This window comes from Acidovorax sp. AC410, assembly GCF_979253235.1.
This window is the reverse complement of record NZ_CEEDCG010000001.1, coordinates 6187783-6209292: the sequence shown is the minus strand read 5'-3', so window position 1 is coordinate 6209292 and position 21510 is coordinate 6187783. Positions and strand designations below refer to the sequence as shown.

The following is a 21510-nucleotide window of genomic DNA, read 5'->3' as shown; positions in this document are numbered from 1 at the left end:
GCCATTGATCTTGGTGGGTGTAAGCATCAGCAGATGCGGCGCTGTGCCTGCACGTGCCGTTGGCACACGCGGATCTGTATCGCTGCTCTTGACCTCAAAGTTCAGGCATCACCGATACACGCTCGCCCAGATGGCGTTGCGCATGTTCGGGTGGGGCAGCGTAGCGGGCCCACTCGACCTTAGGTTGGGTCTGCCGCGGCCGGGCGATTGGCGGGGCGATGTCGTCTATAGGGTTCTTGCTCGAATGGTGTTTGATAGGTGCAGACACGCTGGGCCATTGCAATGGATTGCAAAGGTGCGGCTTGTTCTGGCAACCGACTGGCAACTGGCCCTCGTTCGATCCTGCGAAGATGGCAACATGCAAGCAAAAAAGCCAAGACAAATGACAGATGCGATGAAGGCAGCGGAAGGCTTGGCGCAGCACTTCAAGCATCGGAAGGACATGGCCAGAGCACACTTAGAAGCCTTAGGCGGTGTTGCAGAACACTGCTTCGCATTGTCTGGCCTCTCCTTGGACGCTGGCCCATATGTGTTCTCCGGGATAGCAACGCTGCGAGAAGTACAGCGGCCTCCAGGGGAAATAGAACTTGCCGGGGCGTTGAGGAACAAGGGCCTCATGAGCGCAATTGCGCGTCACATGCCAGGGGTGACGCATGAACTGGCCGTGCCGCGCGACGTGCCCGGCGATCCGCAGCAGCCTTTCAATCTGGGCTGGTGGATCATCTCGGCTATTCGCTGTCGTACTTTAGCGGATCTTCTGGTTCCAGCGGTTGCCAGCGTGTCATGGGATGCCATCCCTGCGGTGGAGGCCGGAATGTGCGAGGTGCAGTTGCTGGAAGATGTCCCTGCTGCCCGCAGAATGGGTCAGGTTGTGGCGGTGTCGAGTGAATCGCTCGATTGGGTTCATCAGCACTTGGCGGCATGGATTGATCTGTTGGAGCGGCCTGCTTTCCGGCTTGCGGTTGATTCGCTGACAACCCACCATCAACAAGCGAATTTGCGCATGTCTGCCGCTTCCTTGTGGGCAGGCTTTGAAGCCCTGTTCGGCATTAGTTCGGAGCTGCGCTTCCGGCTGTCTGCGCTCGCAGCTTCGTATCTTGAGGAAATGGGGCCGGGTCGGCTGGCGCTATATCGGCGCATCAAAACGCTGTATGACTACCGATCAAAGGCAGTACATGGGGCCGCGACCACGGATGCCCAGCTTGAGGAACACATTGTTGAGGTTCGGAGTCTGCTGTCTCGCTTGATGTGTCAAATGACTGAAGCCGGAGCCTTTCCCTCCACCGAGGACTTCGAGGCACGCTTATTCATTTGACTCTGCCCTGCAGAAGACTGCCAATTTGGAATTGGTAGGCTGATCCTGGGCTGTATGGGCTGCTCGGCACGGGCGAATGCCTGGCAATCGCGAGGAGCTGAGCGTTCCGGAATCGCGCGCCTCCCCTGCCCGCGATGGGTAAGGGAATCCTTTGATTTACCGAGCGATCTCCGGCGTTGGAGGCCTGGAATTCCAGTTATGTTCTTTGGAACTCAATGGCCAAGATGAAGGTGGGGAGGGCGACGATTTGATCTTTCCTGCGCGATAGCCTGACAGCCACCTCATGGCTACCTGGTACTCGGAGGGCCATCGACAACGAGGGCTATTTGCATAGCCCTTCGCGATCCGATTCGTGATGGCAGGCGCTACTAACCTACGGGAACGGCCTGTTGACAGGCCAGCCCGCCATCACACCTTTGCCAATGCCTGCTCCAAATCCGCCTTCAAATCATCGATGTGCTCAATCCCCACCGACAAGCGCACCATCCCCTCGCTCACACCCGCCTTGGCCAGTTCCTCGGGATTGAGCTGGCGGTGCGTGGTCGATGCAGGGTGCGTGGCCAGTGACTTCGCATCGCCAATGTTTACCAAGCGGGTGAAAAGCTGCAACGCATCGAGAAAACGCGCACCCGCAGCCCGCGGATCGGCATCGCTGTTCTTCACCCCAAAGCTTAGGATGCCCGACGCGCGCCCGCCCAGTTGGCGCTGCACCAGCGCATAGTCCGGGTTGTCGGGCAGGCCGGCGTAGCGCACCCATTCGACCTTGGGGTGGGCCTGCAGGTACTGGGCGATGGCCAGGGTGTTGTCGCAGATGCGGTCCATGCGCAGGGCCAGGGTCTCTATGCCTTGCAGGATGAGAAAGGCGTTCTGCGGTGCCAGCGCGGCGCCCGTGTTGCGAAGGGGCACGACGCGGGCGCGGCCGATGAAGGCGGCGGGGCCCAGGGCTTCGGTGTAGACCACGCCGTGGTAGCTCACGTCGGGCTCGTTGAGGCGCGGGAAGCGGGCCTTGTGCTGGCCCCAAGGGAACTTGCCGCTGTCCACAATCGCCCCGCCCACGCTGTTGCCGTGGCCGCCCAGGTACTTGGTGAGCGAGTGCACCACGATGTCGGCGCCGTGTTCGATGGGGCGCAGCAGGTAGGGGCTGGGTACGGTGTTGTCCACGATCAGCGGCACGCCATGGTCGTGCGCCACCTTGGCCAGGGCGGCGATGTCGGTCACGTTGCCCAGCGGGTTGCCGATGCTTTCGATGAAGATGGCCTTGGTGCGTGCGTCAATGTGCTGCGCAAAGCTGGCCGGGTCGCGCGGGTCGGCAAAGCGGGTGGTGATGCCTTGTTGCGGCAGGGTGTGGGCGAACAGGTTGTAGGTACCCCCGTAAAGAGTACTCGCGGACACGATGTTGTCGCCCGCCTCGGCGATGGTCTGGATGGCGTAGGTGATGGCGGCCATGCCCGATGCGACGGCCAGCGCGGCAATGCCGCCCTCCAGCGCCGCGATGCGCTTTTCGAGCACGTCGTTGGTCGGGTTCATGATGCGGCTGTAGATATTGCCCGGCACCTTGAGGTCGAACAGATCGGCGCCGTGCTGCGCGCTGTCGAAGGCATAAGCCACCGTCTGGTAGATGGGAACGGCGACCGCTTTGGTCGTTGGGTCAGGGCTGTAGCCGGCGTGCACGGCCAGGGTTTCGATCTGCATGGTTGGCTTGTCTCTTGGAAAGGGGTGGTGCGAATGGGCAAGGCACCCCAATGGAGTGCCTGAACCATTCTTCCACCGCCCCTCCAGAGGCAGATCGAATCGTTTCGTATGTGCTTATGCGGCCAGTGACGGCAGGGGTGGACCTGCCAGGCTGGCGCCCCGCTCAGCTGCCCTGCTGCGGTCGCGTGCGGTAGAAGTTCAGCGGCGTCTCGCGTGCCTGATTAAGCACCTGGCGCTTGATCTTGCCCACCACGTGCATCTCGCAGGGCTTGCAGTCAAAGCGCAGGGTCAGCTTTTCCTTGCCGTTGATGAGCATCAGCGGTTCGGCCTTGATGGTGCCCTGCACGCCGGTGACGCCCTTGGCCTGCTTGGGGCACAGGCTCATCGAGAAGCGCACGCAATGCTTGGTGATCATGAGGCTGACTTCGCCTTCTTCCTCGTGCGCCTCGTATGTCGCATCGATCACCTTCACGCCGTGGCGCACGTAGAAGTCGTGCGCCTTGTGGTTGAACACGTTGCCCAGAAAGCTCAGCGTGTCTTCGGGGTAGGGGGCGGGGGGCTCCACCGGGGTGGCGCGCTGCAGGCGCGTAAAACCCTTGGCGCGGTTGGCCTCCAGGTCGGCCAGGGCGTCGCGGCGCAGCGCGTTCACGGCCGATGCGGGGATGAACCAGGGCTGCGAGAGCTGCAGGCCCACGTCGTTCACCGCGAAGATGGTGGCGCCAAAGCGGGCCAGGTGCTCGCGCAGGCTGGCCTCGGCCTTGGCGGCATCGGTGGCTGGCTGGTGCGCGTGGTCGAGCTGTGCGCCGCCGGCATAGCCGTCTTCATCCGTCAGCGTAAGGGCAAAGCCGGTGGGCGTTTCCGACAGGTAGACCCACAGGCCGATGCGGCGGTCGCTCGACTTCTTGTCGAGCGTGCGCACCCAGTCCATGTCGCGGTTGCGGTTGATTTCGGTGCCCTTGCGCAGGTCCTTGAAACCCTCCATCGGGTCCTTGGGGAACACGCGCCACTGCGCGGTGCTGCGCGGCGACACGGGCTCGGCCCGGTTGATGGCCATGCCCACCAGGTCCTTGTGCAGGTCGTAATAGCACAGGCCGTCGCCGTTGTGCAGCACGGTAGCGGGGCTGCTCACTTCGAGCTCCACGAAATCGGCGCCCACCTTGGTCACCCAGCCGATGGCCTGGCCGGGGTTCTTGGGGGTGTCGAAGGCGCCGATGTCCTGCTTGCGGCCGGTGACGAAGTAGTCGGTGAACTCGCGGTTGAAGTTCTGCAGCGGGTCGGGCGTGAAGGTGAACGTGGTGCGCCCGCTCGACGAGCGCGACAGCGGGTGTCCCGAGGACTCGCGCTCCTCCATGATGCCGTCGATGAGGGTGCGGTAGTGGGCCGTGATGTTCTTCACGTAGCCCATGTCCTTGTAGCGGCCTTCGATCTTGAAGCTGCGCACGCCGGCATCGATCAGCGCGCGCATGTTGTCGCTCTGGTTGTTGTCCTTCATGCTCAGCACGTGCTTGTCGTGCGCGATGAAGCGGCCCTGCGCATCGGTCACCTGGTAGGGCAGGCGGCAGGCCTGGCTGCAGTCGCCGCGGTTGGCGCTGCGGCCGGTCTGCGCATGGCTGATGTTGCACTGGCCGCTGTAGGCCACGCACAGCGCGCCGTGGATGAAGAACTCGATGTTGGCGCGCCCGGGCGCGTCCACCGGGCCCAGGGCCTGGTGCACTGCGGCGATCTGCTGCACCGTGAGCTCGCGCGCCAGCACGATCTGCGACAGGCCCGCGTCCTGCAGAAAGCGCGCTTTCTCGGGTGTGCGGATGTCGGTCTGCGTGCTGGCATGCAGCTGGATGGGCGGCATGTCGATTTCGAGCAGGCCCATGTCCTGGATGATCAGCGCATCGGCCCCGGCCTCGTAGACCTGCCAGGCCATCTGGCGCGCGTCTTCGAGCTCATCGTCGCGCAGGATGGTGTTGAGCGTGATGAAGATGCGGCTGTTGAAGCGGTGCGCGTGGCGCACCAGGCGCGCTATGTCACGGATGTCGTTGCCCGCCCCGGCGCGTGCGCCGAAGGCCGGGCCGCCGATGTAGACGGCGTCGGCACCGTGGTTGATGGCTTCGATGCCAATGTCCGCATCGCGCGCAGGCGCGAGCAGTTCGAGCTGGTGGGGCAGGAGAGACATGGGGCGCAATTATCCCAGCGCCTGCCACTCCCGGTCCAATGGGATTCCAATTAGCTCGACTAATGCTGTATGCAATTCTGTTGTGCAAGTCTGATGTGCCGAAGTCGGGATAGGATGGCGGCGCCTGGCCTGTCCCTCTGGTCAGCGCGCTCTCCCTTGTCCTTGCTCATCCGGAGTTTTGCCTGTGTCCTTTGCTTCCCGTTCGCGCTTTCACCTCTCTCTGGTTGCTGCGGCAGCCGCCACCGTTGCCTGCACCGCCGCCCTGGCGCAGGACGTGCAGGTCGTCAAGATCGCCCATGCGGGCCCGCTGTCGGGCGGCATTGCCCACATCGGCAAGGACACGGAAAACGGCGTGCGCCTGGCGCTGGATGACCTGAATGCGCAGAACCTGGTGATTGGTGGCAAGAAGATCAAGTTCGAGCTCGCGGCCGAAGACGATGCGGGCGACCCGCGCCAGGCCACCGCCGTGGCGCAAAAGCTGTGCGACCAGAAGGTGGCCGGCGTGGTGGGCCACCTGCAGTCGGGCACCTCCATCCCCGCCGCGGCGGTGTACGACAAGTGCGGCGTGCCGCACATCACGGCCGCCGCCACCAACCCCGACCTGACCAAGCCCGGCTACAAGACCACCTACCGCCTGATCGCCAACGACAGCGCGCTGGGTGCGGCGCTGGCCATCTTCTCGGCCGACCACCTGAAGCTCAAGTCCGTGGCCATCATCGACGACCGCACGGCCTACGGCCAGGGCGTGGCCTCGGTCTTCAAGGCCACGGCGCAGCAAAAGGGCCTCAAGGTAGTGGGCGAGGAGTTCACCACCGACAAGGCCACGGACTTCATGGCCATCCTGACCGCCATCAAGAACAAGAAGCCCGATGCCATCTTCTACGGCGGCCTCGATGCCCAGGCCGGCCCCATGCTGCGCCAGATGGAACAGCTGGGCCTGGGCAACGTGAAGTTTTTCGGCGGCGATGCGCTGTGTACCGAAAAGCTGCCCGAGCTGGCCGGCAAGACGCCTGCCCTCAAGAACGTGACCTGCGCCACGGGCGGTGCATCGGTGGCCAAGATGCAGGGCGGCGCCGACTGGAAGAAGCGCTACGACGCCAAGTTCCCCGGCCAGTTCCAGATCTACAGCCCCTACGCCTACGACGCGGCCATGGTGCTGGTCGATTCGATGAAGCGCGCCAACTCGGTGGACCCCAAGGTGTACATCCCCTTCATCGGCAAGACCGAGTACAAGGGCGTGACCGCGAACATCGCGTTCACCGCCAAGGGTGAGCTGACCACGCCTGCCGTCACTCTGTACACGTACAAAGATGGCAGCCGCGTAGCACTGAACTGATCTTTCAGGGCGCGGCTTTGGCCCGCCCTGCGCGCACCGCACCAGGGCTGGTGCCATAGTGCTTGCGGAACAGCCGTGCCAGGCTGCTGGCATTGCCCAGACCGACTTCGTCGGCAATGGCGGCCAGGCTGTGGTGCGAATTGCTCACGCGCCAGTGGGCGTGCTCCATGCGCATCTTTGTCCAGTGCTCGTGGGCGCTCATGCCCATCTGCTCGGTGAACAGCCGGTCCAGCTGCCGGCGGCCGATGCCGATGCGCGCTGCCAGGTCGGCCACGGTCAGGCCATCGGCCAGGGAGCTGCGCATCAGCGCCACCGCGCGCGCCAGGTGGCGGGTGAGGTCGGGCCCGCCGCCTTCCATCGACTGCAGGTGGTGGCCCTGGTGCCGGGGCGCGTCCACCAGCATGTCGGCCAGGCCCTTGAAGGCCCGCACCCGGCCGCAGTGGCGTGACAGCAGTTCCACCGCCATGTCGATGGCCGCCGTGCCGCCCGCGCAGGTGATGCGCTCGCGGTCAAAGCAATAGATCTGCTCGCTGGCCACCGCGATGCGCGGAAAGGCGTGGCGGAACTCGGCCACATGGCGCCAGTGCAGGGCCACGCGGTGGCCCCTGAGCAGGCCGGCTTCGGCCAGCAGAAAGCTGGCGTTGTCGATGGCCACCAGCGGCAGGCCCCGCGCCGCCGCCTTGCGCAGCACCGGGCCGTAGGCCTGCACGTACCCGCGCGAGGCCTGCACCGTGCGGCTGCCAAAGACCACCAGGTAGTCGAAGGCCGCCAGGTCCACGGCGTCGGCCGTGGTGTCCAAGTTCACCTGCACGCCGCTGCTGGAGAGCACGGGTGCGCCGTCGATGCCGAGCAGGGTCCAGGCGCAGTAGCGCTGGCGGCTGTGGTCCTCGTCGTCGGCCGAAAAGCGCAGCTTGTCCAGAAAGCCGCCAAAGGGCAGCAGTGCGAAGTCGGGCAGCGGCAGCAGCAACAGGCGCACGTCGGGGCGGGGCAAGGGGCTGGAGGTGCTCATGCGGGTGTCTAATTTGGTATCTATGGTAGCCAGATTGGGTGCTGTTGGGGCAGCAATGCACGCCTAGACTGCAGGCCTGCTTCAAGAGAAAGTGCTGCAATGGAACTGAACATCTGGCTGGTCTACCTGCTCGCGGTCGTCGGTCTGTCGTTGACCCCCGGGCCCAACAGCCTGCTGGTGCTGGCCCATGGTGCCCTGCACGGGCGAGCCCGCACGCTGTGGACCATTGGCGGCGGGGCGGTGGGCTTCGTGGCGCTGATCGGGCTGTCGATGCTGGGCATCGGTGCGCTGCTGCAGTCGTCGGCGCATGCGCTCACGGTGATGAAATGGGTGGGCGGCGCCTACCTGGTGTGGCTGGGCATCCAGCTGTGGCGGGCCCCGCCCATGCAGCTGGAGGCATTGCCGAGTGCCCGGGGCGAGCGGGCGGTCACCGGCGGCAGGCTGTTCCGGCAAGGGCTGCTGGCGGCTATCTCCAACCCCAAGGTGCTGCTGTTTTATGGCGCCTTCCTGCCGCAGTTCATCGCCCCGGGGCGCGACCTGTGGCTGCAGTTCGTGGTCATGGCGTGTACGTTCGCGGCGGTGGAATGCCTGGTGGAGTTTGGCCTGGCCAGCCTGGCGCACCGCATCCGCCCCTGGCTGCAGCGCACGGGCAAGAAGTTCAACCGCTCCTGCGGTGCGCTGTTCGGGTTGATGGGTGCGGCGCTTCCCATGACGCACTGAGTGGTGCTTGCACCATCCCGGTTTACAGTGCGGGTTGCACAGTAAGACAAGCGGCTGACAAAACTCAGCGAAGCGGTTCTGGCTAGGCGCTGTGTCGCAGGCAGTACGGTAGTACGACAAGACGCAGCAACGACGCCAGAAGAGTTTTGTCAGTCGCGTACCGGGAGCACAGGCATGCGTGGATTGTTCGGGTTGGTGGGGCTGGTCGTGGTGCTGGCCATCGTGGGCATCGTCGCCAAGAAGCAGTTGTCGGCCACGCGCGCGCCCGTGCCTGCGCTGCAGCAGGTGCAGATACCGGGCACCGGCGCATCGGCCCCGGTGATCAATCCCACGGGCAATGTGCGCGAGCAGAGCCAGCAGGCGCAGCAACAGGTCCAGCAGCAGCTCGATGAGATCGCCAAACAGCGCGCGGAAACCCTGCGCGACATGGAGAAATGACAGGCCCGTTCACCGACGAGGATGGCATGCGCCTGGCGCTGGCCGAGGCGCGCGCCGCTGCCGAGGCAGGCGAGGTGCCAGTGGGCGCGGTGGTCGTCAAGGATGGCCAGGTGATCGCCACCGGCCGCAACGCCCCGGTGCAAGCCAACGACCCCACAGCCCATGCCGAGATCGTGGCCTTGCGCGCGGCGGCGCAGCGCCTGGGCAACTACCGGCTCGACGGCTGCACGCTCTATGTCACGCTGGAGCCCTGCGCCATGTGCAGCGGGGCGATGCTGCATGCGCGGCTGGCGCGCGTGGTCTATGGCGCCACGGAGCCGAAGACGGGCGCCGCAGGCTCGGTGCTCGACCTGTTTGCCCACACCGCCATCAACCACCAGACCCAGGTGCAGGCCGGGGTGCTGGCCACCGAATGCAGCGCGCTGCTCACCGGCTTCTTCGGCGCGCTGCGCAGCCAGCAGCGTGCCGATGCGCTGGCACGCCACCCGCTGCGCGACGACGCGCTGCGCACGCCCGACGCGGCCTTTGCCGACCTGCCGGGCTACCCTTGGGCGCCCAACTATGTAAGCGACCTGCCCAGCCTGGCCGGGTTGCGCCTGCACTACCTCGACGAAGGCCCGCAGGACGCGCCGCGCACCTGGCTGTGCCTGCACGGCAACCCGGCGTGGAGCTACCTGTACCGCCACATGCTGCCCGTGTGGCTGACGGCGGGCGACCGCGTGGTGGCGCCCGACCTGATTGGCTTCGGCAGGAGCGACAAGCCCAAGAAGGAGGCCGTGCACCGCTTCGAATGGCACCGCCAGGTGCTGCTGGAGCTGGTGGAGCGCCTCAACCTGCAGCGTACCGTGCTGGTGGTGCAGGACTGGGGCGGCATCCTGGGCCTGACCGTGCCCATGGACTGCCCGGAGCGCTTTGGCGGCCTGCTGGTGATGAACACGCTGCTGGCCACCGGCGATGTGCCGCTGCCGCAGGGCTTTGTGGACTGGCGTGCCATGTGCCGCGACAAGCCTTTGTTCGGCGTGGGCCGGCTGCTCGCGCGCGGCAATCCGCAGCTCTCGCCGGCCGAATGCGCGGCCTACGATGCGCCGTTTCCCGACAAGGGCTACCGCGCTGCGCTGCGCGCCTTCCCCGAGCGCGTGCCAGCCGGGCCGCAGGACGAGGGCGCTGCCATCTCGCGCCGGGCGCGCAGTTTCTGGCAGCAGCAGTGGCAGGGCCAAAGCCTGATGGTGGTGGGCGCGCAGGACCCGGTGCTGGGCCCGGCGACCATGCAGGCGCTGCAAAAGGACATCCGCAACTGCCCCGATCCCGTGGTGCTGCCGCAGGCCGGGCACTTCGTGCAGGAGCATGGGCGGGGCATTGCCGAACGGGCTGTGGAATACTTCGCACCCTGACCGCACGCCAGCGCCGCTCTTTGTGGCCCGCCAGCGGCATCCATTTCACGGAGCAGGCCCGCCGACCGGCGCCTGAACGCTTTGCACAACGATCACGATCACCACCACCATCACGACCACGCCGATTGCGACCACGACCATGGTCCCAAGCACATCTATATCTACTCGCCGTCCAGCGCCGTGCGCGACAAGGCGGCCTTCAAGCGCGGCATTGCCCGCCTCAAGGCCCTGGGCCACGAGGTCGAGGTGGATGTGGACGCCCTGGCCAGCCACACCCGGTTTGCCGGCGATGACGCCACCCGTCTGGCCGCCATCCACCGCGCGGCCGCCAGCGGCGCGCATGTGGCGCTGATCTCGCGCGGGGGCTACGGGCTCTCGCGCATCCTGCCGGGCATCCGCTACAAGGCGGTGGCCAAGGCCATCGACAAGGGCATGAAGTTCGTCGGCCTGAGCGATTTCACGGCCTTCCAGAACGCGCTGCTGGCGCAGACCGGCGCCGTGAGCTGGGCCGGCCCGGCCCTGGGCGCCGACTTCGGCGTGGCGGGCGAGCCCGACGACATCATGGAAGCCTGCTTCGACGACCTCTTGACGGGCCATGGCGAAGGCACGGGCTGGCGCATGCACCGCGAAAAGCCCCATGCCACCACCGGCAAGCCGGCCGTGCCCGACACCTATGTGAAGAGCGCCCAACTGTGGGGTGGCAACCTGGCGGTGCTGGCATCGCTGGTGGGCACGCCCTACCTGCCCAGCGTGAAGGGCGGCATCTTGTTCCTCGAAGACGTGAACGAGCACCCCTACCGCATCGAGCGCCTGCTGACCCAGTTGCTGCACGCCGGCGTGCTGGCGCAGCAAAAGGCGGTGGTGCTGGGCCAGTTCACCCAGTTCAAGCTGGTGCCGCACGACAAGGGCTACAAGCTGCAGTCGGTGGTGGACTGGCTGCGCAGCCAGATCAAGGCGCCCGTGCTCACCAACCTGCCGTTCGGGCATGTGGAGACCAAGGTGCTGTTGCCCGTGGGGGCTACGGTGTCACTGTCGGTGGAAGAGCGCGACGCGCTGATTTATTGGGGGCATCTGTAGGCCCTGCACAAAGGCGCCGCGCGCCGCAGGGGCTTGCCGCTCAGGATGCCGACGACGCGCGTGCCACCGGCGTACCCAGGGCGCGCGGCAACAGGCCCTGGAACAGGAGTGTCACCTGCGCGATGACGTTTTTGGCAGATGGCTCTCCCTGCAGAGGCGCCAGGGTGCTCTGCAGGTCGGTGCGCAGGTACCACAGCGCCTCGATGTCACCCGCGTAGCGCAGGCGGATGTTCATGCGCGCCACCTCGCAGCCGGAAAACCCCGACAGGCTGCTGATCATGGCGCGGCGCACTTCTTCCAGTTGCTGGTCACGCACCCAGGCGGTCGACGCAGGCGCATCACGGCCAATCAGGCCGTGCAGGCTGCTGCCGCGTACATAGGGTTTGTTCCAGCGCATGGAATGGTTCTTCACCATAAATAGGTAACAGGGTCTCAAGGTAAGTGGCCGACCGTGCAAATGCAAGGGGGCCACCCCCGTTTTTCGCAGAAAGCCAACAGGCTCTGATAGCTTTTTGCAAACAATTGCAAGCTCTCGATGCCTTTTTGCTTCTAGTATGAAAGGATTAAGCAGGAGTCATGCCCGGTACGCTGCGCTGTGGGTGCCGTGCGCCGACAAAGGCCTGCAAGGCGCTGCCGGCCTTGCGAATGGGTGGAGAACGGGGCGCCTGGTGCTTGCGCGCACGGTTGGGCAGGGCGCACCCCAAGGGGCCTGGCCCCATGCTTCCCACAGGCCCGCCCCATGACATGGCGCCATGCACATTGCAGGCGCTTGAACTAAACTGGGTCACATGATGTTACCTGCGCCTGCGTGCCCATGACGGTTCTATCGACGGTGGTCTTTGCCGACATTTCCGGGAGTACGTCGCTCTATGAGACGCTGGGGAACGAGCGCGCCACCGAAGCGGTGACGCAGCTGACCCAGTGGATCGCCGACACCATCGAGGGCAATGCGGGGCGCGTCGTCAAGAAGCTGGGCGACGGCGTGCTGGGCATCTTTGGCGATGCCGCGGGCGCCGTGTCGGCCATGGCCGAGATGCAGCGCAAGCACCTGACCCGGCTGGACCGCTGGCCCCACCCCCTGCGCATGGACATCCGCGTGGGCGTGGCCAGCGGCGAGGTGGTGGATGTCGATGGCGATTGCTATGGCGATGCCGTGAACGTGGCCTCGCGCCTGTGCGAACGGGCCGGCCCGTCCGAGATCTGGGCCACCGAAACTGCGGTGCTGCTGGCCGGTGCTGCGGCCTCGGTCTGGTACCGCAAGCTCGGGGTGATGGAAATCCGTGGCAAGGCCGAGACCCTGATGCTCTACCAAGTGGAGTGGCGCCAGGATGAAGAGCCCGACTCGCTCACCATGCAGTCGGCGCTGGTCAGCAATTTCTCGCCGGTGGATTCCATCCTGGGGCAGATCCAGTTCTCCTGGCATGGGGTGGATCTGTCGTTCAGCTCGGCCGATGCCCCGGTGCATCTGGGTCGGGCCACCGAGATGCAGCTGCGCATCAACGACCCCCGGGTGTCACGCCTGCATGCCCGCATCGACTGGCGCAACAGCGGCTTCGTGCTGACCGACATGAGCAGTTTCGGCACCTGGGTGCGCTTTGAGGGCAGCGACTCACCCGTGCGCCTGCGCCGCGACGCCTGCATCCTGCACGGTACCGGGGAGATTGCGCTGGGCGTGTCTTTCAGCGAGCCCACCGCGCCCAAGATGCACTTCCAGGTGGTGGGCGGCAACGTGCATTTGGGCTAGGGCCCGGTGCATCGGCATGGCCCTTTTTTGCAGGGGCGATCCGAAACGTTCTGACACAATGCTCGGCGACTAGACCGAGACAAAACAGGACAGAACGATATGGCGTGGATCAAGAAAAACGGCCGTGGCCCTGGTGGCCGGGGCCTTGCTGGTGGGGGCGGGGGCCGCCATCTATGTGCAGCGGACCTTTGCCGTGGTGGACGGAAAGATCACGGTCGCCGGCCTGGCCCGGCCTGTGAGCGTGCAGCGCGATGGGGCGGATGTGACGCACATCGGCGCGCAAAGCCCGCAGGACGCCTGGTTTGCCATGGGCTATGTGCATGCGCAGGAGCGCACCTGGCAGCTGGAGTTCAACCGCCGCGTGATGCACGGCCAGCTCTCCGAAGTGTTTGGCGAGGCCACGCTGGAGACCGACAAGCTCATGCGCTCGCTGGACATCGTGGGCACTGCGCGCAAGCAGTACGCCGGCCTGCCCCTGTACGCCCGCGAGGCGCTGCAGGCCTACAGCAAGGGCATCCATGCCTTCCACAAGGACCGCCCGCAGGCCCTGCCGCCCGAGTTCCTGGTGCTGGGGGTGAAGCCCGGCGGCGAGGCTGGCGCCGTGTGGGAGCCCGAGGACAGCGTGGGGTGGGCGGTGATGATGGCGCTGGACCTGGGCGGCAACTGGGGCAATGAATTCGCGCGCCTGTCCGTGGCCCGCACGCTCGATACCGACCGGCTGTGGCAGCTGATGCCACCGTACCCGGGCGAACCGCCTGCCGCGTCGGCCGACCTGGCGGCGCTGTACCGGCAACTGGGGGTGTACCGTGGCGAAGCTGCCGCAGGCGCTGCGCCCAATGCCGGCCTGGACCGTGGCGCAGCGCTGCAGGCCGCCAGGAAGCCCGGGGCGGATGCGCCAGGGCAGGGCGGCGGCCCGGTGGCGCGCCAGATCAGCGCGGGCATCCTGGCCTGGGCCGACGAGCTCGGCCGCAATGCCGGCACCAACGACGGCAAGGGCAGCAACAACTGGGTGCTGGCCGGCTCGCACACCGAAAGCGGCAAGCCGCTGCTGGCCAACGATCCTCACCTGTCCCTGAGCGCGCCCGCCATCTGGTACTACGCCCGCCTGCAGGCGCCGGCCGGCAAGGCATCGGACGGCTCGCCGATCGGCGCCATCGACGCCCTGGGCGCCACGCTGCCGGGCCTGCCCTTCGTGGTGCTGGGCCGCACGGCCAGCGTGGCCTGGGGCTTCACCAACACCAGCCCCGACGTGCAGGACCTGTACCTGGAGCAGATCAACCCGGCAGACGCCACGCAGTACCGCACGCCCGAGGGCTGGGCGCCATTCGCGGTGCGCAAGGAGCTCATCCGCGTCAAGGGCCAGCCCGACGTGGAGATCGCGCTGCGCAGCACGCGCCACGGCCCGGTGCTCAGCGACGCCCAGAAGTCGCACGCCGACGTGCTGGACCTGAAAAAGTACGTGCTGGCCCTGCGCTGGACGGCGCTGGACGCCGACAACCAGACCGTGCTGGCCGGGCTGATGGTCAACCAGGCCACCACGGTGCAGGACCTGTTCGCCGCCTTTGAGCACCACCAGGCGCCCATGCAGAGCGTGGTGGCGGCCGACCTGAACGGGCGCATCCGCTTCCAGGCCATGGGCCGCGTGCCCGTGCGCGCGCCGGACAACGACATCCGCGGCGTGGCCCCATCGCCCGGCTGGGACGCGCGCTACGACTGGAAGGGCTGGCTTCCCCTGGACCAGACCCCGCAGGACGAAGGCGCCAAGGGCTGGATCGCCACGGCCAACCAGCGCGTGACGCCGCCCGGCTACCCGCACTACCTGACGCAGGACTGGGCGCTGCCCTACCGCTACGAGCGCATTGCCCAACTGATCGAGGCCCGCCCCAAGCACACGGCCGCGAGCCTGCAGGCCATCCAGCTCGACACCGCATCGCTGGCCGCACGCCACCTGCTGCCCTACCTGCAGCAGGCGCAGTCCGGCCACCCACTGGCCGCCAGGGCGCAGGCCCTGCTCAAGGACTTCGACGGCGTGATGGATGCCGGCCGCGCGGCGCCGCTGATCATGGCCGCGTGGACCGACGAGCTGGTGCGTGGCCTGGTGGTGCCGCGCATCGGCGAGGCGCGCTTTGCCGCGACCTACGGCAAGCGCGACTACCGTGCCGGCATCGAAGGCATGCTCGCGCGCAACGACACCTGGTGGTGCCAGCCGTCCACCTGCGCCGAGCAGTCGGCCGCGGCGCTGGGCCGGGCACTGGACCGGCTGCAGGCCGCCTACGGCGCCGATCCCGCTGCCTGGCGCTGGGGCGATGCCCACCCCGCGGTCAGCGGGCACCGGCCGTTCGGCAACGTGGCGGCGCTGGCGCGCTGGTTCGACGTGAGCGTGCCGTCCAATGGCGACTCGTACACGGTGAACGTGGGCCAGTACAACGCGGGCGATGCCAAGACCCCGTTCGCGAACCGCCACGCCGCATCGCTGCGCGCCATCTACGATCTGGCGGACCTGGAACAATCGACCTTCATCTACCAGACAGGGCAGAGCGGCCTGGTGTTCTCGCCGCGTTACCGCGACATGGCGACGGCCTGGGCGGGGGCGGGCAACCGCCTGCTGCAGCGCCAGCCGACCCGCTTCGCCCACTCCCTGACACTCGCACCAGCGCCCTGAACCAAGAACAGTTCCAAGGATTTCCATGGGTTTCGTACCGTTGATCGAAGTCACCCGGGGCGCCCTGGTCGAATGCCAGCACTGGGGTGCCGTGGCCGTGGCCAACCGCGCGGGCCAGGTGCTCGCCCAGGTGGGCGACCCGCAATCGGTGGTGTTCACGCGCTCCACCATCAAGGCGTTTCAGGCGCTGCCGTTCATGCAATCGGGCGGGGCCAAGGCCCTGGGCTGGGGGCCGGCCGATCTGGCGCTGCTGTGCGCCAGCCACAATGGCGAGCCCATGCACGTGGAGCAGGTCGAGCGCATGCTCGCCAGCGTCGGCAAGGACTACCACGCGCTGCGCTGCGGCTGCCACCGGCCGCTGTTCGCCGAGCTGGGGCTCGGGTCGCTGCCGGCGGGTTTCGTGCCCGATGAGCGCCACAACAACTGCAGCGGCAAGCATGCCGGCTTCGTGGCCTGGTGCGTGCAGCAGGGGCTGCCGCTGGATGATCACCTGCACCCAGGGCACCCGTTGCAGGTGGCGGTACGCAGCCGCGTGGCCCAGGCCGTGGGCCTTGCGCCGGAGGACCTGGCGGCCGGCACCGACGGCTGCTCGGCCCCCAACTACGCCATTCCGCTGGCCAACCTGGCGCGCGGCTATGCGCGCCTGGCCGGCGGTGCGCCGGACACTGAATTCGACGAGAGCTTCACGGCGCTGGCCGATGCCATGGTGGCGCGGCCCGAGCTGGGCTCGGGCACGGGGCGGCACGACCTCGACTTCATGCGCGTGGGCGCGGGCGACTGGGTGTCGAAGACCGGTGCCGACGGCGTGCAGGTGGTGGGCAGCCGCAGCCGGGGCGAGGCCTTTGCGCTCAAGGTCATGGACGGCAGCATGTTGGCGCAGGTGGCGGCGTCGGTCGAGGTGATGGACCAGCTGGGCTGGCTCAGCGAGGCCCAGCGCGCGGCGCTGGCGCCTCGACGCTCGGGGCGTATCGTCAATGCGCGCGGGCTGGAGGTGGGCGGGCGCAGACCCGTATTTCGCCTTGGTTCAGGACGGTAGCCGAGCCAGCGGGTAGGCCGCGTTCGCCGCCGGAAAGAAGGCGGCGAACGGCTCCGCGTCAGGCAGCACATAGACCACACCCGCCTCGCGGCCGAACCAGGGGGCGATGCAGCGGTTGTAGAAGTCCGTCGGGGCATTCACGCAGCCGTGGCTGATGCGCCGCTCGGCCAGCACGGGGCTGGCCAGGCGCTGCACGCGGCGCTCGGCCGGGTTGCCGCGCACGCGGTGCAGGGAGACGGCCGACGGGTAGTCGATCCACACGATGTCATGGCCCTGCAGGTTGCTGCCGGGCTCGCTCACGAAGCGGCCGGCCGGTGTGGTGCGCTCGTGCGGGCGTATCTGCGACAGCGGCCGCTGGCCGATGCCGGGCGCCGAGTGGTCGCCCAGGGCCGAACCCAGCAGCACCGGCGCGCTGCCGGCATGGCCGCCGCCAGGGCCGAACACGTGGATGGTGGCCGCAGGCTTGTCGATCACGGCAAAGGGCATGCCCTGGTGGTTGGCGGTGGCGGACACCCAGCGCACCAGCCGCTGCGCATCCACCGTGGCGCCGGAGCGGGTCCACGGATCGGCCGCAGCCCGCGCAGAGGGCGACCAGACGGCTGCAGCCAGGCAGGATGCGGCCCCCGCCGCCAGCATGGCGCGGCGCTGCAGGGCATGCGGCGTTCGCCCGGTCGAAACCGCCAAAAATTCACGGACCGGGGAGGGGATGTCGGGTGGCAAGCTCATGGTGTCCCCCAATCGTAGCGGTTTGTGCCAATAATGGCGCTACCCGCGACTTCCGCAAGGCCCCCGGGCCTGTGAACACCATGTTTGATCGCATTCGCCAGGCCCTAGCCGGTGCCCCGTCCGACGCCTCCGATGGCCTGTCTTCCAACCAGCCCGTGACGGGCCCGCAGCTGGCGCGCTGGATTGCCGATCAGCACCTGAGCAGCGTGCCGCAGGTGGTGGCGGGCCATTTCGACGTGGGCGGCGAGATCCTGGGCCACCCCTGGCGGCTCGAGTGCGGTGCGTCCACGCGCGATTACATCCTGGGGCTGGAGCTGCGCGGGCGTGCCGACGTCAAGGCCGACCCCGACGCCGCCGTGCTGGTGCTCAACCGCCCGCTGCGCGATGCCCTGGAGCGCCACGCCTACAACGCCATCACCGACAACCTGCAGACCAGCGTGGACGCGCGCATGCCCGAGGAGATGCGCTGGCTGTCCATGTTCGACGAGGTGTCCTGGCCCGAGCTGCCGGGCTCGTTCCGGCGCCATTTTGCCGTGGTGGCCGAGCGCATCGAGCATGCCGAGCACTGGATCCACGCGCACCTGGTGTCGGCGCTGCTCAATGCGGTGGAGGGGGAGCAGGGCGCGCTGCGTTCGGAAACCCCCATGGTGCTGATGCTTGCGCGCGGCCACGTCTACCTGCGCACCGAGCACACCCGGCGCACCCTGACCGAGATTGCGCATGCACGCACGGTGCTCGTGACCGCCGCCCAGGCCGCCGCGCAAAACCTGTCGGCACCGCGACCCGAGGCGTGATCCTGGGACCTGGCCCGGTTCTCCTATGATCCCGGACCACCGGTGCATGGGCGCCGGGCCTGAGAGCATTTGAATGAGCACACCTTCTGTCCGCGCCATCGGCGGGACCACACCCTATGCCGTGACCTTGGTTGATGAGGCCGGCCACACCTGGATGGGCGACGAGCCAGAGGACCTGGGCGGGGCCGATGCCGGCCCGTCCCCGTTCCACCTGCTGCTGTCGAGTCTGGGGGCCTGCACCGTCATCACCCTGCAGATGTTCGCCAAGCGCAAGCAATGGCCCCTGGCCGGCGTGGAGGTGGCACTGCAGCTCAACCCCGAAGGGGCACCCGCCAGCGGCACCGACATCACGCGCAACATCACCCTGTCGGGCGCTCTGAGCGAAGAGCAGCGCGCGCGCCTGCTGCAGGTGGCCAATGCCTGCCCGGTACACAAGCTGCTGACCGGCGAGGTGCGCATTGCCTCCGCACTCGCGGCATCGGAAGGCGGACTGCCATGACGAAAATGGGATCGGCTTCGGTGGTGTCGGGTGATGCCAACTACGTCCACAAGCTGCGCGCAGGGCATTTCGACCTGATCGCCGATGAACCCAAGGCGCTCGGCGGCCAGGGGCAGGGCCCGGCTCCGTTCGACTACTACCTGGCGGCCCTGTCGGCCTGCACGGCCATCACGCTGCGCATGTACGCCGAGCGCAAGGGCTGGAACCTCGGCGAGTTCCGGGCCGAGTTGTCCCTCGCCAAGGACGAGGAGGGCCGGTTGCACATCCACCGCGTGCTGCATTCGAACCAGGCACTGAGCGACGCGCAGTGGGAGCGGCTGCTGGAGGTGGTGGCGAATACGCCGGTGACCAAGGCCCTGCGCGAAGGGGCCGAGATCACCAGCGAACGGGGAGTCTAACCCCGGCGCCAGTGGCAGAAGCGCCCCCGGGCCGCGGGCTCGTCTTAGCTGCCGCGCGTGATGGGCACGCCGGCATCGCGGCCGTAGGCGCCGTACTTGCCCAGCTCCCACTTGGCGATGGCGTTGCGGTGCACTTCGTCCGGGCCGTCGGCAAAGCGCAGGGTGCGCGCGCCGGCATAGGCGTAGGCGAGCGGGAAGTCGTCGCACATGCCGCCGCCGCCATGCACCTGCATGGCCCAGTCGATCACCTGGCAGGCCATGCTCGGGGCGACGACCTTGATCATGGCGATCTCGGTCTTGGCGACCTTGTTGCCGGCCACGTCCATCAGCCATGCGGCCTTCAGGGTCAGGAGGCGGGCCATGTCGATCTTGCAGCGGGCCTCGGCAATGCGCTCCTGCGTCACGGTCTGCTGGGCCACGCTCTTGCCGAAGGCCACGCGCGCGCTGGCGCGCTTGCACATCAGCTCCAGCGCACGCTCGGCCAGGCCGATCAGGCGCATGCAGTGGTGGATGCGTCCAGGGCCCAAGCGGCCCTGGGCGATCTCGAAACCACGGCCTTCGCCCAAGAGGATATTGGAGACGGGCACGCGCACGTTGTCGAAGGTCATTTCGACGTGGCCGTGGGGCGCATCGTCGTAGCCGAACACGTTGAGCGGGCGGATGATGGTGATGCCCTTGGCATCGGCGGGCACCAGCACCATGCTCTGCTGCGAGTGGCGCGGGGCGTCGGGGTCGCTCTTGCCCATGGTGATGAACACGGCGCAGCGCGGGTCGGCTGCGCCCGAGATCCACCACTTGCGGCCGTTGATCACGTACTCGTCGCCGTCGCGCTCGATGCGCGTCTCGATGTTGGTCGCGTCGCTGGAGGCCACGTCGGGCTCGGTCATCGCGAAGGCCGAGCGGATCTTGCCTTCCAGCAGTGGCTTGAGCCAGCGCGCCTTGTTGGCATCGTCGCCGTAGCGGGCGATGGTTTCCATGTTGCCGGTGTCGGGCGCGGAGCAGTTGAACACCTCGCTGGCCCATGGCACGCGGCCCATGATTTCGGCCAGGGGGGCGTATTCCTGGTTGGTCAGGCCGGCGCCTGCGTAGCCCGACGCGGCGGCGCTGTCCACCGGCAGGAACAGGTTCCACAGGCCGGCGGCCTGGGCCTTGGGTTTGAGGTTCTCGATGGTGGACAGGGCAGACCAGCGCTTGCCGGCGGCGGTGTTGGCCGCCAGTTCGTTCTTGTACGCCGCCTCGTTGGGGTAGACATGCTCGTCCATGAACTGGAGCAGTCGGGCCTGCAGGTCCTTGGTCTTGGGGGAATAGTCAAAGTCCATGGGGGTCTCCGTTGGTAATCGGTGGGGTGTGTTCTCAACTGCGCTGGGCGAACGACCAGGCCAGCTCGGCCATGGGCCGCGCGGTGTCGCCCGAGGCCTTGGCCTGGGCGCTGGAGGCGGTGCCTGCCTCCACCCGCTTGGCAATGCCTTGCAGGATGGCGGCGATGCGGAACATGTTGTAGGCCATGTAGAAGTTCCAGTCGGCAGCGAGCGCCTCGGGCGTGGTGATGCCGGTGCGCTCGCAGTACAGGCGGATGTAGCTGTCCTCGTCGGGGATGCCCAGCGCCGCGATGTCCTGGCCCGCGATGCCGCGGCCCATGCCGGCGGGGATGTGCCAGCTCATGCAGTGGTAGCTGAAGTCGGCCAGCGGGTGGCCCAGGGTGGACAGCTCCCAGTCGAGCACGGCGATCACGCGCGGCTCGGTGGGGTGGAACATCAGGTTGTCCAGGCGGTAGTCGCCGTGCACGATGGAGACGTGGCCCTCGTCACGCGCGCTGGCCGGCATGTGCGCCGGCAGCCATTCCATGAGCTTGTCCATCTCGGGGATGGGCTGGGTGATGGAGGCCACGTACTGCTTGCTCCAGCGGCCGATCTGGCGGTCGAAGTAGTTGCCGGGCTTGCCATAGCTGGCCAGGCCGCGCTCGGCGAACTTCACGCTGTGCAGCGCGGCGATCACGCGGTTCATCTCGTTGTAGATGTCGCCGCGCTCGGAGGGTGTCATGCCGGGCAGCGACTGGTCCCATAGCACGCGGCCCTGCATGCATTCCATGATGTAGAAGGCGCGGCCGATCACCGATTCGTCCTCGCACAGCACATGCATGCGCGGCACGGGCACGTCGGTGCCTGCCAGGCCGCTCATCACCGCGAACTCGCGCTCCACCGCGTGGGCCGAAGGCAGCAGCTTGGCCACCGGGCCGGGCTTGGCGCGCATCACGTAGCTCGCCTTCGGCGTGACCAGCTTGTAGGTGGGGTTCGATTGCCCGCCCTTGAACATCTCCACCGTCATCGGGCCTTCGAAGCCCTGCATGTGGGCGGTGAGCCAGGCAGTGAGGGCGTCGACGTCGAACGCGTGCTGCTCCGACACCGCGCGGGTGCCGACGAAGTGGTCAAAATTGCTCATGTACTAAGGTTCCTCACGCGGGTTGCCACGTGCTTGTCTCTGTCCACCGCTGCGCGCAGGCGGTGGT

Annotated in this window: 19 protein-coding genes; 12 read left to right on the top strand and 7 right to left on the bottom strand. The window is 67.2% G+C overall.

All coding sequences use genetic code 11. The annotated features are described in order from the left end of the window. Positions 1-358 precede the first annotated feature (358 nt). Complete coding sequence (locus AC0IZS_RS28835) at positions 359-1315, top strand: hypothetical protein (protein ID WP_471638822.1); 957 nt, start codon at positions 359-361, stop codon at positions 1313-1315. A gap of 408 nt (positions 1316-1723) precedes the next feature. On the opposite strand, the gene AC0IZS_RS28830 is transcribed toward AC0IZS_RS28835, so the two are convergent. Together AC0IZS_RS28830 and AC0IZS_RS28825 are read right to left on the bottom strand one after the other, a co-directional pair. Further along, a complete protein-coding gene (locus tag AC0IZS_RS28830; RefSeq protein ID WP_471638821.1) occupies positions 1724-3007 on the bottom strand; it encodes an O-acetylhomoserine aminocarboxypropyltransferase/cysteine synthase family protein in 1284 nt (427 codons plus the stop codon). A gap of 163 nt (positions 3008-3170) precedes the next feature. Beyond that, positions 3171-5174, bottom strand: coding sequence for a peptidase U32 family protein (locus tag AC0IZS_RS28825; RefSeq protein WP_471638820.1), 2004 nt, complete (start codon positions 5172-5174; stop codon positions 3171-3173). Positions 5175-5394: 220 nt separating this feature from the next. Here AC0IZS_RS28825 and AC0IZS_RS28820 point away from each other — a divergent pair, with 220 nt between their 5' ends. Further along, positions 5395-6510: a branched-chain amino acid ABC transporter substrate-binding protein gene (locus AC0IZS_RS28820; RefSeq protein ID WP_471639592.1), complete on the top strand. Its 1116-nt coding sequence runs from the start codon at positions 5395-5397 to the stop codon at positions 6508-6510. A 4-nt stretch (positions 6511-6514) separates the two neighbouring features. On the opposite strand, the gene AC0IZS_RS28815 is transcribed toward AC0IZS_RS28820, so the two are convergent. Next, positions 6515-7519: a GlxA family transcriptional regulator gene (locus AC0IZS_RS28815; RefSeq protein WP_471638819.1), complete on the bottom strand. Its 1005-nt coding sequence runs from the start codon at positions 7517-7519 to the stop codon at positions 6515-6517. A 99-nt stretch (positions 7520-7618) separates the two neighbouring features. On the opposite strand from AC0IZS_RS28815, the gene AC0IZS_RS28810 reads away from it, so the two are divergent. The 4 genes from AC0IZS_RS28810 to AC0IZS_RS28795 all read left to right on the top strand — a co-directional run bounded on the left by AC0IZS_RS28810 (position 7619) and on the right by AC0IZS_RS28795 (position 11145). Further along, the gene (locus AC0IZS_RS28810; protein ID WP_471638818.1) at positions 7619-8239 is read left to right on the top strand and encodes a LysE family translocator; all 621 of its coding nucleotides are present in this window, start codon (positions 7619-7621) and stop codon (positions 8237-8239) included. A 174-nt stretch (positions 8240-8413) separates the two neighbouring features. Next, complete coding sequence (locus AC0IZS_RS28805) at positions 8414-8677, top strand: hypothetical protein (RefSeq protein WP_471638817.1); 264 nt, start codon at positions 8414-8416, stop codon at positions 8675-8677. Then, positions 8674-10068: a tRNA adenosine(34) deaminase TadA gene (gene tadA / locus AC0IZS_RS28800; protein WP_471638816.1), complete on the top strand. Its 1395-nt coding sequence runs from the start codon at positions 8674-8676 to the stop codon at positions 10066-10068. Before AC0IZS_RS28805 ends, tadA begins: the two co-directional genes overlap by 4 nt. Before the next feature lie 81 nt (positions 10069-10149). Beyond that, positions 10150-11145: an LD-carboxypeptidase gene (locus AC0IZS_RS28795; RefSeq protein WP_471638815.1), complete on the top strand. Its 996-nt coding sequence runs from the start codon at positions 10150-10152 to the stop codon at positions 11143-11145. A gap of 40 nt (positions 11146-11185) precedes the next feature. Here the strand turns inward: AC0IZS_RS28795 and AC0IZS_RS28790 are convergent, their stop codons facing one another. Continuing rightward, positions 11186-11542 carry a hypothetical protein gene (locus AC0IZS_RS28790; protein ID WP_471638814.1) on the bottom strand — a complete coding sequence of 119 codons (357 nt, stop codon included), beginning with the start codon at positions 11540-11542 and terminating at the stop codon, positions 11186-11188. A gap of 417 nt (positions 11543-11959) precedes the next feature. Between AC0IZS_RS28790 and AC0IZS_RS28785 the strand changes: the two genes are divergently transcribed. The 3 genes from AC0IZS_RS28785 to AC0IZS_RS28775 all read left to right on the top strand — a co-directional run bounded on the left by AC0IZS_RS28785 (position 11960) and on the right by AC0IZS_RS28775 (position 16587). Beyond that, positions 11960-12889: an adenylate/guanylate cyclase domain-containing protein gene (locus tag AC0IZS_RS28785; RefSeq protein WP_471638813.1), complete on the top strand. Its 930-nt coding sequence runs from the start codon at positions 11960-11962 to the stop codon at positions 12887-12889. A 124-nt stretch (positions 12890-13013) separates the two neighbouring features. After that, positions 13014-15551: a penicillin acylase family protein gene (locus tag AC0IZS_RS28780; RefSeq protein ID WP_471638812.1), complete on the top strand. Its 2538-nt coding sequence runs from the start codon at positions 13014-13016 to the stop codon at positions 15549-15551. Between the two features lie 25 nt (positions 15552-15576). Beyond that, the gene (locus AC0IZS_RS28775; protein WP_471638811.1) at positions 15577-16587 is read left to right on the top strand and encodes an asparaginase; all 1011 of its coding nucleotides are present in this window, start codon (positions 15577-15579) and stop codon (positions 16585-16587) included. Here the strand turns inward: AC0IZS_RS28775 and AC0IZS_RS28770 are convergent. Further along, complete coding sequence (locus tag AC0IZS_RS28770; RefSeq protein ID WP_471638810.1) at positions 16576-17313, bottom strand: hypothetical protein; 738 nt, start codon at positions 17311-17313, stop codon at positions 16576-16578. The genes AC0IZS_RS28775 and AC0IZS_RS28770 overlap by 12 nt on opposite strands. Positions 17314-17393: 80 nt before the next feature. On the opposite strand from AC0IZS_RS28770, the gene AC0IZS_RS28765 reads away from it, so the two are divergent. The 3 genes from AC0IZS_RS28765 to AC0IZS_RS28755 all read left to right on the top strand — a co-directional run bounded on the left by AC0IZS_RS28765 (position 17394) and on the right by AC0IZS_RS28755 (position 19004). Then, the gene (locus AC0IZS_RS28765; RefSeq protein WP_471638809.1) at positions 17394-18107 is read left to right on the top strand and encodes a hypothetical protein; all 714 of its coding nucleotides are present in this window, start codon (positions 17394-17396) and stop codon (positions 18105-18107) included. Positions 18108-18180: 73 nt separating this feature from the next. Then, complete coding sequence (locus AC0IZS_RS28760; RefSeq protein ID WP_471638808.1) at positions 18181-18606, top strand: OsmC family protein; 426 nt, start codon at positions 18181-18183, stop codon at positions 18604-18606. Further along, complete coding sequence (locus AC0IZS_RS28755; protein ID WP_471638807.1) at positions 18603-19004, top strand: OsmC family protein; 402 nt, start codon at positions 18603-18605, stop codon at positions 19002-19004. Before AC0IZS_RS28760 ends, AC0IZS_RS28755 begins: the two co-directional genes overlap by 4 nt. A 44-nt stretch (positions 19005-19048) precedes the next feature. Here AC0IZS_RS28755 and AC0IZS_RS28750 read toward each other — a convergent pair whose 3' ends face one another. Both AC0IZS_RS28750 and AC0IZS_RS28745 read right to left on the bottom strand, forming a co-directional pair. Beyond that, positions 19049-20323, bottom strand: a complete 1275-nt coding sequence (locus AC0IZS_RS28750) for an acyl-CoA dehydrogenase family protein (RefSeq protein ID WP_471638806.1) — start codon at positions 20321-20323, stop codon at positions 19049-19051. Between the two features lie 34 nt (positions 20324-20357). After that, positions 20358-21443: a phosphotransferase gene (locus AC0IZS_RS28745; RefSeq protein ID WP_471638805.1), complete on the bottom strand. Its 1086-nt coding sequence runs from the start codon at positions 21441-21443 to the stop codon at positions 20358-20360. Between the last annotated feature and the right edge of the window lie 67 nt (positions 21444-21510).

Excerpts from the sequence above, each read along its gene's own strand:
- AC0IZS_RS28805 (WP_471638817.1), top strand. The coding sequence starts at position 8,414 with ATGCGTGGATTGTTCGGGTTGGTGGGGCTGGTCGTGGTGCTGGCCATC.
- AC0IZS_RS28835 (WP_471638822.1), top strand. The coding sequence starts at position 359 with ATGCAAGCAAAAAAGCCAAGACAAATGACAGATGCGATGAAGGCAGCG.
- tadA (WP_471638816.1), top strand. The coding sequence starts at position 8,674 with ATGACAGGCCCGTTCACCGACGAGGATGGCATGCGCCTGGCGCTGGCC.
- AC0IZS_RS28815 (WP_471638819.1), bottom strand. The coding sequence starts at position 7,519 with ATGAGCACCTCCAGCCCCTTGCCCCGCCCCGACGTGCGCCTGTTGCTG.
- AC0IZS_RS28790 (WP_471638814.1), bottom strand. The coding sequence starts at position 11,542 with ATGCGCTGGAACAAACCCTATGTACGCGGCAGCAGCCTGCACGGCCTG.
- AC0IZS_RS28775 (WP_471638811.1), top strand. The coding sequence starts at position 15,577 with ATGGGTTTCGTACCGTTGATCGAAGTCACCCGGGGCGCCCTGGTCGAA.
- AC0IZS_RS28765 (WP_471638809.1), top strand. The coding sequence starts at position 17,394 with ATGTTTGATCGCATTCGCCAGGCCCTAGCCGGTGCCCCGTCCGACGCC.
- AC0IZS_RS28830 (WP_471638821.1), bottom strand. The coding sequence starts at position 3,007 with ATGCAGATCGAAACCCTGGCCGTGCACGCCGGCTACAGCCCTGACCCA.
- AC0IZS_RS28825 (WP_471638820.1), bottom strand. The coding sequence starts at position 5,174 with ATGTCTCTCCTGCCCCACCAGCTCGAACTGCTCGCGCCTGCGCGCGAT.
- AC0IZS_RS28755 (WP_471638807.1), top strand. The coding sequence starts at position 18,603 with ATGACGAAAATGGGATCGGCTTCGGTGGTGTCGGGTGATGCCAACTAC.
- AC0IZS_RS28810 (WP_471638818.1), top strand. The coding sequence starts at position 7,619 with ATGGAACTGAACATCTGGCTGGTCTACCTGCTCGCGGTCGTCGGTCTG.
- AC0IZS_RS28785 (WP_471638813.1), top strand. The coding sequence starts at position 11,960 with ATGACGGTTCTATCGACGGTGGTCTTTGCCGACATTTCCGGGAGTACG.
- AC0IZS_RS28770 (WP_471638810.1), bottom strand. The coding sequence starts at position 17,313 with ATGAGCTTGCCACCCGACATCCCCTCCCCGGTCCGTGAATTTTTGGCG.
- AC0IZS_RS28760 (WP_471638808.1), top strand. The coding sequence starts at position 18,181 with ATGAGCACACCTTCTGTCCGCGCCATCGGCGGGACCACACCCTATGCC.
- AC0IZS_RS28750 (WP_471638806.1), bottom strand. The coding sequence starts at position 20,323 with ATGGACTTTGACTATTCCCCCAAGACCAAGGACCTGCAGGCCCGACTG.
- AC0IZS_RS28745 (WP_471638805.1), bottom strand. The coding sequence starts at position 21,443 with ATGAGCAATTTTGACCACTTCGTCGGCACCCGCGCGGTGTCGGAGCAG.